Raw genomic sequence first — 13,065 nt, 5'->3', positions numbered from 1 at the left:
TCGATCCATCCAAGCGCGGAGGCGATATCTTCTCGGTATTACAAGAGAATAAATTTGTCAAATAAATTTCTATTTAATATAGTAAATAATATGTATTAATAGTAAATATTGATTGTGCGCGATAAGTCAATGCAGGAGGAAGGCTGACATGTCCAATGGCGATGCATTCGTACTAACCCATAATGCCAAGTATGTCATTGAGAAGAATTTCAAGGGCGTAGATATATTTTCCCTTTATCTGGAAGCTAAAGTGCTTGGCAAGAAGAGCAAGGTCAAGCGCCAAATACGAGAATTCGCCAGGGCACGCGATATTGCATTGATGCTAGACGGTTTCAAGGGCAGGTATTTCAAAGCTACATCCTGTGGCGTGGTGTTTGTCATGGCTGTTCCCGAGATATGCATCACCATTTTCAGGTTGAAAGACCGTCAGCATATTGGCAAGAGATTTGCTAATTCAAAAGACCAAGCCCAACTGCCCTTAGGCAACATATCGGGTTCAAGCCGATGATCGATGCTTGCAACCTGGGTCAAGCTCGAGAGTGAGTTGATTCAATTATTGTTTTAAGGATGCTGGATAGCTCGCCAATTTTGGCAGCGTTTACGGAAAGTAACTGGGAAGCGAAAACACAAAAGGGTTAGCGTAATTGCTAACCCTTTGATCTGACTGGTGGGGCATGTAGGGGTCGAACCTACGACAAACGGATTAAGAGTCCGCTGCTCTACCAACTGAGCTAATGCCCCAATCGAGGAACGAGATTATGCTTGGGTTTCGAGCCTATGTCAACTTGAAAGTGAGAAGTTAATCGAGTAAGTTAGCTGCTGCATTCAATCTTAACAACCCCCCGAAAGTATATTGCATGGCAATTCATATCATTACCACTCAACCGTTCAGCGACCAAAGGCCGGGAACATCCGGGTTACGCAAGCGAGTCACGGTTTTTCAGCAGCCGCATTATCTTGAAAATTTCGTACAAAGCGTTTTCGACGCGATCGAGGCGCCTGTCGGGGCGTCATTGGTTATTGGAGGGGACGGGCGTTTCTATAACGTCGAAGCAATACAGGTTATCCTCAAAATGGCTGCTGCCAACGGAATAGGGCGCGTATTGGTCGGCAGGAACGGCATCTTGTCCACGCCGGCAGCATCCTGCGTGATCCGCAAGCATAAGACGTTCGGCGGCATCATTCTGTCGGCCAGCCATAACCCCGGCGGACCCCAGGGCGATTTTGGCATCAAGTTCAATTCGGCCAATGGCGGGCCAGCATCGGAAAAAGTGACGGAAGCTATTTTTGCGCGCAGCAAGGAGCTGATCCAGTACAAGATCGTGGATGCGCCGGATGTGGCGCTGGATGTTGTGGGGGAAACCGAGTTGGCGGGAATGAAGGTAGAGGTCATCGATTCCGTCAGCGATTATGTTGACTTGATGGCGACATTGTTCGACTTCGATGCCATCCGCCAGCTGCTGGCCAGCGGCTTCCGTTTGCGTTTTGATGCGATGCATGCGGTGACTGGGCCCTATGCGCGTGCCATTTTGGTCGACCGGCTCGGCGCTCCACCGGATGCTGTGATGAATGCCGAGCCTCTCCCTGATTTTGGCGGCGGCCACCCCGATCCCAATCTTACCTATGCGCGTGACCTGGTCGAGATCATGTATGGGGACGACGCGCCGGATTTCGGCGCGGCGTCGGACGGCGACGGGGACCGCAACATGATCCTGGGCAAGCGTTTCTTCGTGACGCCTTCGGATAGCCTGGCATTGCTTGCCGCCAATGCGCGGCTGGCGCCGGGCTATGCGCAAGGGATTGCCGGGGTCGCACGCTCCATGCCGACCAGCGCGGCGGTGGACCGTGTGGCGCAGGAGCTGGATATCCCATGTTTCGAGACACCGACCGGCTGGAAATTCTTCGGCAACCTGATGGATGCGGGCAGGGTGACATTGTGCGGCGAGGAGAGCTTCGGCACCGGATCGGACCATGTGCGCGAAAAAGACGGTCTGTGGGCGGTATTGTTCTGGCTCAATATCCTGGCGATCAAGCGCCAGCCTGTGGAAACCATCGTCAAGCGCCATTGGGCCAGGTTCGGCCGCAATGTCTATTCGCGCCATGATTACGAGGAGCTGCCCAGCGATGCCGCCAACGGCTTGATCGAGCATGTCCGTGCCCAGTTTGCCTCGTTGCCCGGGCAGGTGTTGGGCCGCTATACCGTCAAGACATGCGACGACTTCAGCTATACCGATCCTGTCGACGGCAGCGTGAGCCAGAAGCAAGGGATACGCATCTTGTTCGAGGATGGTTCGCGTATTGTGTTCCGCCTTTCGGGAACAGGCACCGCCGGCGCAACGCTGCGCATCTATCTCGAGTCTTTCGAGCCGGATACTGCCAAGCATGACGAGGATGCGCAGGATGCCTTGGCGGAATTGATCGCCATTGCCCAGCAAATCTCCGAGCTGAAACAGCGTAGCGGACGCGAGCAGCCTACTGTCATTACTTGATGGTGCATTCCTTTACTGTGGCCCGATGTACGGCAGTGGCGCAGGGAAATGTTGGCGTTGCTGCTGTACTATTATCTGCTTGAAAACGGCTTGGAAGAATTCCCGTCTCGCTATTTCCTGCCTTGCCTCGGTAACAGGCGGCGCAATCCGCCTATTCCTCAACCTGTGTGATCGTCATCTTGCCCTGGAACAGGCGCACGTCCATGCGCGCCAGGAACGACATTCCCAGCAGCACGTCGCCATCCAGCCCGGGGGCGATCACCGCCGCGACATTGTGCGCCTTGACGCCGCCTAGCTGTACGGATTGCAGCCGGGTCATGTAGGCGACGGTATCGCCGTTGGCGGTGGAGGTGCGGATCGCCTGGTTGCTTTGCAGCTGCAGGCGCTCCGCAGTGCGTTGCGAGATGGCAACGCCGGTGGCGCCGGTGTCCACCAGCACATTGACCATGACGCCGTTGATGAGCGCCTCGGCGCGGTAATGCCCGTCAAGCCCGCGCTGCAGTGTGACGCTGGGCGCATCGCCCAGGATGCCGATGCGGTTCGGGTTGAGGGCGCGATCCGCCAGGAAGTAAAGCCCGCTGGCCAGTGCAAGCCAGACCGCCAGCCAAAGCAGACGCGCGCCGCTCATGCTCAGAACGGCAGTTTGGCGTCAGGCGCGGCAGCGAGAATGACGCTGCGGAACTGGTCCTGGATGCGCTTGAGCGCTTCCGCGTTGTCGGCCTCGAAGCGTAGGACGATCACCGGCGTGGTATTGGAAGGGCGCATCAGGCCAAAGCCATCGCTGTATTCCACGCGCAGGCCGTCGATGGTGATGACTTCTTTGGCGCCTTCGAACTTGGCGCTGGCCTGCAGCTGGCTGATGAGTTGGTGCGGCTCGCCTTCCTTCATATTGATGTGCTGCTCCGGCGTGCTGACGCTGTCCGGCAACGCATTGAGCACGGCGGACGGGTCGTCGAACTGGCTGAGGATTTCCAGCAGGCGTGCGCCGGAATACAAGCCGTCGTCGAAGCCGTACCAGCGTTCCTTGAAGAATATGTGGCCGCTCATCTCGCCTGCCAGCACAGCGCCGGTTTCCTTCATCTTGGCCTTGACCAATGAATGACCGGTTTTCCACATCAGCGGCTCGCCGCCGCGCTGCTTGATCCAGGGGGCGAGGTTGCGGGTGGATTTCACGTCGTAAATGATGGTGGCCTGGGGGTTGCGCTTGAGCACGTCCTCGGCAAACAGCAGCAGCTGGCGGTCCGGGTAGATGATGCTGCCATCCTTGGTGACCACGCCCAGGCGGTCGCCGTCGCCGTCGAAGGCGAAACCGATTTCGGACTGGCCGGTGAGCAGGTTCTCGATCAGGTCCTTGAGGTTTTCCGGTACGGAGGGGTCGGGATGATGGTTGGGGAAATGACCGTCGACTTCGCAGAACAATTCCTCCACTTCGCAGCCGAGCGCGCGGTAAAGTTTGCCCGCAAACGCACCGGGCACGCCGTTGCCGCAATCCACGGTGAGCTTGAGCGGGCGCTTGAGCTTGATGTCGGAGGCGATACGGTCGATGTACGCAGGGGCGATGTCGTGGCTGCTTTCCGTGCCGTTGCCGTGCGTGAAGTCGTTGTTGTCGATGCGGGCGCGCAGCCGTTGAATGGTCTCGCCGGACAAGGTCTCGCCGGCCACCACCATTTTCAGGCCGTTGTATTCCGGCGGGTTGTGGCTGCCGGTGACCATGACGCCGGAGCCGGTATTCAGGTGGTAGGCGGCGAAATACACCATGGGAGTTGCCACCAGCCCGAGGTTGATGACGTCCAGGCCGCTTTTGCGGATGCCGCGCGAAAGCGCTGCGGCAAGCTCGGGACCTGAAAGGCGGCCGTCGTAGCCGATGCAGATGGTTTTCTGGCCGCGCAGCGCAGCTTCGCTGCCGATCGCATGGCCGATGGCTTCCACGGTTTCCGGCGTGAGGGTCTTGCCGACGATGCCGCGGATATCGTAAGCCTTGAAGATTTCTTTTGGTGCTGTCATGGTGCTCCCTTGATTGATGCTGAAATGCTGTGAATTCGGGGTTATTCCGCTTCTTCTATCCAGGCAAGCTGGATAGCTTCCAGGATGCGTTCTCCGCATTTCTCCGGATCGTCATCGAAATCATCCAGCGCCAATATCCAATCGTAAAGATCAGTGAAGCGGATGAGCTTGGGGTCGACATCAGGATGTTTATCAAAGAGTTCTTCAGCAATGCGCTGGCTATCAGTCCATTTCATCATGTTTTCCTTTCAATCAGTTGCTTATATTATCCGGCAACTATGAAAATTAAGAGTCGCTTTAAATGTGCTTGGCACGTACATATTGCTCCGGCCATGTGACATCGGTGCGCAACTCCTTTGCTGCATGCAGCGGCCAGTGCGGGTCGCTCAGCAGCTTGCGCGCGAGCATGATCACGTCGGCTTGGCCTGAAACGAGGATATGCTCGGCCTGGATGGCGGAAGTGATCAGCCCGACCGCGCCGCTGGCAATACCTGCCTCATGGCGGATACGTTGCGCGAACTCGGTCTGGTAGCCGGGCCCGGCAGGGATCTTGGCGTCCAGGAGCAGGCCGCCGCTGGAGCAGTCTATCAGGTCGATGCCGATGTCCTTGAGCCATTTGGCAAACTGTATCGATTGCTCGATGTCCCATCCGCCTTCCACCCAGTCGGTCGCGGAAATACGCACGAAGACAGGCTTGTCCTGCGGCCACAATGTGCGCAGATCGCGCGCGATGTCGAGCGCCAGGCGGCAGCGGTTTTCCAGGCTGCCGCCGTATTCGTCCTCGCGTCGGTTCGACAGGGGTGAAAGGAACTCGTGCAATAGATAGCCGTGGGCGCAATGCAATTCCAGCACCTCAAAGCCTGCATCCAGCGCGCGCTGGGCGGCCGCATGGAATTGGCCTGCGACTTGCTGGATTTCCTCGCGGTCGAGGGCGAGGGGCGTGCCATGCTCCGGCGTGACGGGAATGGCGGAGGGCGCCACGGTCTGCCAGCCGCCTTGTTCCAGGCTCAGGAATTTGCCGTCGCGCCAGGGCACGTCGCAGGATGCCTTGCGTCCGGCATGGGCTATCTGGATCGCGGGGACGGCCCCTTGCTGCTTGATGAATTCCACGATCGGCTTGAACGCCTGGGTGTGCGCCTCGGACCACAGCCCCAGGCAGGAAGGGGTGATGCGGCCTTCGGGTGAGACCGCTGTAGCTTCGACAATGACCAGGCCGGCGCCGCCCACGGCCAGGCCGCCCAGGTGAACCAGGTGCCAATGGTTGGCAATGCCTGCCTCGGCAGAGTACTGGCACATGGGGGAGACAAAGATACGGTTCTTGATTTCAGTCTCGCGGAAGCGGATCGGGGTAAATAGCTTGGCCATGCGTGAATCCTGTCTATTCGCTGAAAATGGGGATGTCGGCAATCCGGGGGCGCCATTCGGCAGGGCCGGAGTCATGCACCGAGTGCCCCAGGCTGTCCACGGCCACGGTCACCGGCATATCCTCCACCGTGAATTCATAGACGGCTTCCATGCCCAGGTCGGCGAAGGCGACGACGCGTGACGCCTTGATGGCTTGCGAGATCAGGTAGGCCGCGCCGCCGATGGCGATCAGGTAGACCGATTGATGCCGCTTGATCGCCTGCACGGTGGCTTCGCCGCGTTCGGCCTTGCCTATCATGCCGAGCAGGCCGGTCTTGGTCAGCATGGTTTCCGTGAAGCGGTCCATGCGCGTGGCGGTGGTAGGGCCCGCCGGACCGATGATTTCGTCTCCCACCGGGTCGACCGGGCCGACGTAGTAAATGAAGCGGTTGGTGAAATCCAGGCCTTCCGGCATGGGTTCGCCCCGCGCGATCAGGTCGACGATGCGCTTGTGGGCGGCATCGCGGCCGGTAAGCAACTTGCCCGAGAGCAGCAGTTTCTCTCCCGGCTGCCATTGCGTGATGTCGTCCGGCGTCAGCGTATCCAGGTTGACGCGGCGCATGGGCGTGCTGGCGTCCAGCGCAATCTGCGGCCAGTCTTCGAGCCTGGGGACAGGCAGCCGGGCAGGGCCGCTGCCGTCCAGCGTAAAGTGCACATGGCGCGTGGCGGCGCAATTGGGGATGATGGCGACCGGCAACGAAGTCGCATGCGTCGGGGCTTCGAGTATCTTCACGTCCAGCACGGTGGTGAGCCCGCCCAGGCCTTGGGCGCCGATGCCGAGCCGGTTGACCTTCTCATATATCTCCAGGCGCAGTTCCTCCGCGCGGGTCTGCGGCCCGCGCGCCTTCAATGCCTGGATGTCGATGGAGGCGAACAGGGACTGCTTGGCGAGCAGCACGGCTTTTTCTGCGGTGCCGCCGATGCCGATGCCGAGCACGCCGGGCGGACACCAGCCGGCGCCCATGCCGGGAACCGCCTGCAGCACCCATTCCACGATGTCATCGGAAGGTTCCAGCATGGCGAGCTTGGATTTGTTTTCCGAGCCGCCGCCCTTGGCGGCGATATGGATGTCGACCGTGTCGCCGGGCACCATCTCGACATGCACGACGGACGGCGTGTTGTCCCGGGTATTGAGGCGCTTGCTCGCCGGGTCGCGCACGATGGAGGCGCGCAGGCGGTTATCCGGGTCGAGATAGGCGCGGCGCACGCCTTCGTCCACCATCTCCTGCAGGCTCATGCCGGCCTGCCATTGCACGTTCATGCCGACGGAAACAAAGGCCACGACGATGCCGGTATCCTGGCAAAGCGGGCGTTGCCCTTGCGCGCAGAGATAGGAGTTGATGAGGATTTGGCCGATGGCATCGCGCGCGGCCGGGGAAGGCTCGCGTTGCCATGCATCGTGCATGGCCGCGAGGAAGTCCGGCGAATGGTAGCAGGCAATGTATTGCAATGCCTGGTGGATGCTGTCGATGAAATCTTCTTGGCGGATGACGGCCATGATGCGGAATTAGAGATGGAATATTAAGGAGGGATTATACCTGACCGGGGAGAAAAGGCCGCCAGCAACATCAGACGAAGAGGTTGCCGGCGGAGAGAGTGTGTGATGAGATGGGGATGCATCTCAAGATGATCGTAGCAATCGATGTGCCAATTGGTAATATCTATATATTTCAATGATATATGAATTTCAACGCGGAGCGGCCCGGCTGTATTGGCGCAGGTGGTGGCTGCAATTGGCTGCAGGCAGGCAATGAATCATTTTCATTGGCTGTGAATCTGTTTCAAAGCTGTTGTGCAGCGAACATGTTAAAATCCCGCCTATTCATTTTCATCCCCGAGATATAGAACATGTTTAGCACGGCCAAAAACCTGAGCGTTGTTGATCCCGATCTGTGGAAATATGTGGAAGCCGAGCGCCACCGCCAGGACGAACACATCGAACTGATCGCCTCCGAGAACTACACCAGTCCTGCCGTGATGCAGGCGCAGGGTTCGCAGCTGACCAACAAGTATGCGGAAGGCTACCCGGGCAAGCGCTTCTATGGCGGCTGTGAATTCGTTGACGGCGTCGAGCAATTGGCGATCGACCGCCTGAAGAAGCTGTTCGGCGCCGAATATGCCAACGTGCAGCCGCACTCCGGCTCCCAGGCCAACCAGGCCGTGTACTTCTCCATTCTCAAGCCCGGTGACACCGTGATGGGGATGAACCTGGGCCACGGCGGCCACTTGACGCACGGCTCCCCGGCCAACCTGTCCGGCAAACTGTTCAACATCGTGCCTTACGGCCTGAATGCCAAGGAAGAGATCGACTACGACGAAATGGAACGCATTGCCCTGGAGTGCAAGCCCAAGCTGCTGATCGGCGGCGCTTCCGCTTACGCGTTGCGTTTCGACTGGGCGCGCATGGCCGAAATCGCCAAGAAGGTTGGCGCCTATTTCATGGTCGATATGGCGCACTATGCCGGCTTGATCGCGGCTGGCGTTTATCCCAACCCCGTGCCGCATGCCGACTTTGTCACCTCCACAACGCACAAGACCTTGCGCGGCCCGCGTGGCGGTCTAATCATGGCCAAGGCCGAGTTCGAGAAGTCGCTCAATTCCAGCGTGTTCCCAAGCCTGCAGGGCGGTCCGCTCATGCACGTGATCGCAGGCAAGGCGGTCGCCTTCCTCGAAGCGGCGCAGCCAGAATTCAAGGCTTACCAGGAGCAGGTGTTGAAGAACGCCGACACCATGGCCAAGACCCTGGCTTCGCGCGGCTTGCGTATCATCTCCGGTGGCACGCAGTCGCACGTGTTCCTGGTCGACCTGCGTCCCAAGGGGCTGACCGGCAAGGCGGCCGATGCCTACCTCGGCCAGGCGCATATCACCGTGAACAAGAACGCAATTCCGAACGACCCGGAAAGCCCGTTCGTCACTTCCGGCATACGCATCGGATCGCCAGCGATCACCACGCGCGGCTTCAAGGAAGCGGAAGCCGCCGAAGTGGCCAACCTGATTGCCGATATCTTGGATAACCCGACTGACGAATCCGTGATTGCCGCGACCAAGGCCAAGGTGCATGCCTTGACTTCGCGCTTCCCGGTATACGGCGCTTAGTGCGACTAACAGAGCTCCCCTGGCGTTGTTGCTCTGCCTTGCCGTACTAACGTACTGCCCGCAGCAGAGCGCCTAGCCAGGACCGCTACGCTGAGCTCTGTTAGCCGCACTTAAGCATTATTATCCATACAGTGCGTGCCTTGTAGTTAAGTAGGTTTTCTTCTTTAAATTGTAAGAATTGCGGGGCAGAATTACTCGATGAAATGTCCGTTTTGCGGTGCCGACGATACGCAGGTGATCGATTCCCGTGTCAACGAGGAAGGGGACTCCATTCGCCGCCGCCGCCGCTGCAATGCCTGCGACAAGCGTTTCACCACCTACGAAACGGCGGAGCTGCACCTGCCGCAGGTGGTGAAGCAGAACGGCAACCGCGAGGAATTCAACCGGGATAAATTGCGCCTGTCCTTCACGCGCGCATTGCACAAGCGCCCGGTGCCGACCGAATATGTGGACAGGGCGCTCGAGCATATCGTGCAGAAAATCCTCGCCAAGGGGGAGCGCGAGATCATTGCGCGCGACCTTGGCGAAATCGTCATGCAGGAATTGAAAGCCATCGACAAGGTGGCTTATATCCGCTTCGCTTCGGTTTACCGCAGCTTCCAGGATGTGGATGATTTCAGCGACGTCATCCGCGACCTGGATTGATTGCAGGACTGGCGACGAGCCAGCAGCCTGATTGAAAAGCACCGCTTCCAGTGATTTGGAGCGGTGCTTTTTTGTATTGATAGTTAGAGAAGTAGGGGCGCCCTTGATTGTGATTTGACGGGAAGATGGTTTTCGTCCTGCCGGGCGAGTCGCTTTTCTTTGCTTCGCTAAAGGAAAGTGACCAAAAGAAGGAGATGAAGGCACACACAATTGAGGGCGAGCACAGCGATGCCAAGTGTTGGCTTTTCCTCCCGTCTGGCTGCGCCGAGTAGCGCAGCTTTTAATGGATTAAGGACTGGCGTCTGTCTGAGCGCAGCGAGTTCAGCCAGTCCCCATTAAAAGCGAGCAACGCAGGTTGCCCGGAACGCAGTGTAGGGACGCAGACAATCGGGTCGCCTTTTCTTTCGTATCTTTCTTTTGGCGAAACAAAAGAAAGATACTCGCCCGGCGAGGCGAAAGCCATCCTCTCGCAATCACCGCATGGATGCGAACTAAAAACCGTTGAGTTTGATTAGGTTTGAGGGTTGGAGCTTGGATAGTAAGTTAAGCAACCATGGTCTTGACCACTATCGCAGGTGATTGACCCATTGCCTTTCGCTTGCCAGCGAGTTCCTTTATTTTGCTTCGCCAAAATAAAGGAACCAAACAAAAGGCGACCCCGGAGTCTGCACGGGCGCTGCGCTCCCGGTCCCCTGCGTTGCTCAATCTGTCTGGGCGCTTGCTGAACTCGCTGCGCTCAAACAGACGCAAGCGCTTTTTCCAGCCAGATTTCCGCTACTCGGCGCAGCCAGACGGGGAAACCAAAATCAAAAGCAACTTGGCTTCGCTACGCTCGCCCTTGGGTTTGTGGCGGGCAGGCCCGCTGTTGATGTTTGATATTAAGGGCTGCGTGCACTGCTGCTCTGTGCTTGTCTCCCGCCCTTGCCAGCACTTATCATGGCAGCATGAATACCCTTATTTCCCCGGAATTTTCCGCTAGCGACCATCACTATATGAATCTTGCCTTGCGCGAGGCGATGCGTGGTTTGTACGGTACCAGTCCCAACCCGCGCGTCGGCTGCGTGATCGTTAAGGATAGCAAGGTGGTCGGGCATGGCGCGCATCTCAGGGCGGGGGAGCCGCATGCGGAGGTGCATGCCTTGAGGATGGCCGGGGAGCAGGCGGCAGGCGCCGATGCCTACGTTACCCTGGAGCCGTGCAGTCATTTTGGGCGTACGCCGCCGTGTGCCGATGCCTTGGTCAAGGCGGGCGTCAGGCGTGTAGTCGCCGCCATGCAGGACCCTAATCCGGTGGTGTCGGGCAACGGGCTGCGGCGGCTGGCCGAACATGGCATCGAGGTTGCTTCCGGTTTGCTCGAACATGAAGCCAGGGCATTGAATGTGGGGTTCATTTCGCGCATGACCAGGCAACGCCCCTGGGTGCGCAGCAAGATCGCCGCCAGCCTGGATGGCAAGACCGGCCTGAGCAACGGGCAGAGCAAATGGATCACCGGGCCTTCGGCCCGCCTGCATGTACAGCAATGGCGGGCGCAATCCTGCGCGATACTCACAGGCGTCGGCACCGTGCTTGCTGACGATCCGCTGCTAACCGTGCGGGACGAGGGGCTTCTGCAGGCGCGGCATGGCGTCCAGCCCTGGCGCGTGATCGTCGATAGCCAATTACGCATTCCGCCTTTTGCCGCGACACTGTCGGTCGGCCGGGTGCTGGTCGCCCATGCGGCAAGCCTGCCTGCACAGGAAAAGGCCTTGCGTGATGCTGGTGCCGAATTGGTAGCTCTACCTGGCCAGGCAGGGCAGGTAGACCTCGAGGGCCTGTTGCAAGCGCTGGCCCAGCGGCAGATCAATGAAGTGATGGTGGAGGCGGGCGCGGTGTTGAATGGCGGCCTGCTGCATGCCGGCCTGGTTGACGAGTTGCTGCTGTATTACGCACCAGTGCTGCTGGGCGCAGAGGCACGCGATATGTTCGCCATGCCTGCGTTGCAGGACATGCAGCAGAAAATTCAATTGCAAACGCTGGATTTGCGCCAGGTGGGTGCAGACTGGTTCGTGCGCGCCAAGCCTGTGAAGTGACGGCGGGGCTGATGCTGATCGATACCCACTGCCACCTTGATGCACCCGAGTTCGACCATGACCGTGCGGAGATGGTGCAGGCTGCTTTGCAGGCGGGAGTTGGCATCATCGTGGTGCCTGCGGTCGTGCGCAGCAATTTCGCCGCGGTGCAGGAGCTTGCAGCGCATTACCCGGGCTGTGCCATGGCGCTGGGCATACATCCTTTATTCGTCGACCAGTCGCAACCGCAAGACCTGGAAATCCTGGCAGGGGAAATCGCGCGCAACCGCGACCATATGGTGGCTGTGGGGGAAATCGGCCTGGATTTCTTCGTCGAACATTACGATCGCGAGCGCCAGGAGTTTTACTTCGTCGAACAGCTCAAGCTGGCGCGGGAATACGACCTGCCGGTGCTGCTGCATGTCAGGCGATCTGTGGACCAGGTATTGAAGCAGGTGCGGCGGTTCAAGGTGCGGGGCATTGCCCATGCGTTCAACGGCAGCCTGCAGCAGGCGCAGGAATTCATCAAGCTGGGCTTCAAGCTGGGGTTCGGTGGCGCCATGACCTATGAGCGCGCGCTCAAGATACGCCACTTGGCGCAGGCGTTGCCGCTGGAAACCATCGTGCTGGAAACCGATGCGCCGGACATTCCTCCCTCATGGCTGGGTCATCATGGACGCAACCAGCCGGATCAGCTTGTGCGGATTGCCCAGGTGCTCGCGGAAATCAGGCGTAAAGATGTCGAATCGATCATGAAAAAAACCACTCAAAATGCACTTGACATTTTGCCCAGGCTGGCGAATTTATACACACCACCTCAAGTGATACTTTAAAGCCTGTTAAAAAATGTTAACAATCCAATGGCTTACAATAAGTTATTGATTTTAAATGATTAATAAATAAGTTCATTTTTTGGGCGATTAAAAAAAACCATTATGGATTGGGAAGTTACACTTTTAAGTCACAGCTATCCACAAAATTATCCACAGAATTTGTGGATAGCTCAGCAGATAGCCAATAGGCGCAATTTGAAGCGTCAAGGTTGGCTAAAAGTGGAGAATGCACGACCTGCGTTGACGAGGCCAAAATTGATATTGAAAAACGATGAAATTAAAGTTGCATTTTTACGGCAGATTTAATTTCATTTTTGCTGGATTGATCCATTGCCATAGTTCTTGCCGATCAATTTATGGTCAGTTGTGCACACAAGCTCAAGTATTACTTAAGCTTTTTGCAAGAACTCTAATGAATCCAAAGACATACTAAATTTTATTAAAAATCAATAACTTATTATTTAGTGCAAAAAGCGGGCAAATTGAAAAATTCCTTTTAATTACAATAGTTACAATTTCAAGTCACCCCTATCCACAAAATTATCC

11 protein-coding genes and 1 tRNA gene are annotated in these 13,065 nt (G+C 57.6%); 6 read left to right on the top strand and 6 right to left on the bottom strand.

Annotation, left to right across the window (positions count from 1 at the left end; genetic code table 11):
• The first annotated feature begins 148 nt into the window (after positions 1-148).
• On the top strand, positions 149-508 hold the full coding sequence (locus ACWXTG_RS06595; protein ID WP_309566506.1) for a hypothetical protein: 360 nt from the start codon (positions 149-151) through the stop codon (positions 506-508).
• A gap of 157 nt (positions 509-665) precedes the next feature.
• Here ACWXTG_RS06595 and ACWXTG_RS06590 read toward each other — a convergent pair.
• Positions 666-741, bottom strand: a tRNA-Lys gene (locus ACWXTG_RS06590).
• 116 nt (positions 742-857) lie between these two features.
• On the opposite strand from ACWXTG_RS06590, the gene ACWXTG_RS06585 reads away from it, so the two are divergent.
• Positions 858-2,489: an alpha-D-glucose phosphate-specific phosphoglucomutase gene (locus ACWXTG_RS06585; protein ID WP_480221119.1), complete on the top strand. Its 1,632-nt coding sequence runs from the start codon at positions 858-860 to the stop codon at positions 2,487-2,489.
• 151 nt (positions 2,490-2,640) lie between these two features.
• On the opposite strand, the gene ACWXTG_RS06580 is transcribed toward ACWXTG_RS06585, so the two are convergent.
• From ACWXTG_RS06580 to ACWXTG_RS06560, 5 genes are all read right to left on the bottom strand, one after another.
• Entirely contained in the window at positions 2,641-3,117 is a 477-nt protein-coding gene (locus tag ACWXTG_RS06580; protein ID WP_407996922.1) for a retropepsin-like aspartic protease family protein, read from the bottom strand.
• 2 nt (positions 3,118-3,119) lie between these two features.
• Positions 3,120-4,493 (bottom strand): phosphomannomutase/phosphoglucomutase, encoded by a 1,374-nt coding sequence (locus ACWXTG_RS06575; protein ID WP_480221118.1) that lies wholly within the window; start codon positions 4,491-4,493, stop codon positions 3,120-3,122.
• A 41-nt stretch (positions 4,494-4,534) separates the two neighbouring features.
• On the bottom strand, positions 4,535-4,729 hold the full coding sequence (gene iscX, locus ACWXTG_RS06570; protein ID WP_480221217.1) for a Fe-S cluster assembly protein IscX: 195 nt from the start codon (positions 4,727-4,729) through the stop codon (positions 4,535-4,537).
• 61 nt (positions 4,730-4,790) lie between these two features.
• Complete coding sequence (locus ACWXTG_RS06565; RefSeq protein ID WP_407996924.1) at positions 4,791-5,858, bottom strand: NADH:flavin oxidoreductase/NADH oxidase; 1,068 nt, start codon at positions 5,856-5,858, stop codon at positions 4,791-4,793.
• Between the two features lie 13 nt (positions 5,859-5,871).
• Complete coding sequence (locus ACWXTG_RS06560; protein WP_480221117.1) at positions 5,872-7,395, bottom strand: fumarate hydratase; 1,524 nt, start codon at positions 7,393-7,395, stop codon at positions 5,872-5,874.
• A gap of 350 nt (positions 7,396-7,745) precedes the next feature.
• Here ACWXTG_RS06560 and glyA point away from each other — a divergent pair, with 350 nt between their 5' ends.
• The 4 genes from glyA (at position 7,746) to ACWXTG_RS06540 (ending at position 12,519) form a co-directional block, all read left to right on the top strand.
• Positions 7,746-8,993: a serine hydroxymethyltransferase gene (glyA, locus tag ACWXTG_RS06555; protein ID WP_480221116.1), complete on the top strand. Its 1,248-nt coding sequence runs from the start codon at positions 7,746-7,748 to the stop codon at positions 8,991-8,993.
• 198 nt (positions 8,994-9,191) lie between these two features.
• On the top strand, positions 9,192-9,638 hold the full coding sequence (nrdR, locus tag ACWXTG_RS06550; RefSeq protein ID WP_230341323.1) for a transcriptional regulator NrdR: 447 nt from the start codon (positions 9,192-9,194) through the stop codon (positions 9,636-9,638).
• Positions 9,639-10,582: 944 nt separating this feature from the next.
• Positions 10,583-11,707: a bifunctional diaminohydroxyphosphoribosylaminopyrimidine deaminase/5-amino-6-(5-phosphoribosylamino)uracil reductase RibD gene (gene ribD / locus ACWXTG_RS06545; RefSeq protein ID WP_480221115.1), complete on the top strand. Its 1,125-nt coding sequence runs from the start codon at positions 10,583-10,585 to the stop codon at positions 11,705-11,707.
• A gap of 11 nt (positions 11,708-11,718) precedes the next feature.
• Entirely contained in the window at positions 11,719-12,519 is an 801-nt protein-coding gene (locus ACWXTG_RS06540; RefSeq protein WP_480221114.1) for a TatD family hydrolase, read from the top strand.
• Positions 12,520-13,065 lie beyond the last annotated feature (546 nt).

It is taken from the genome of Methylobacillus sp. DLP286, assembly GCF_056636515.1.
The sequence above is the reverse complement of the archived record's forward strand: the minus strand, read 5'-3'. Positions and strand labels throughout refer to the sequence as shown.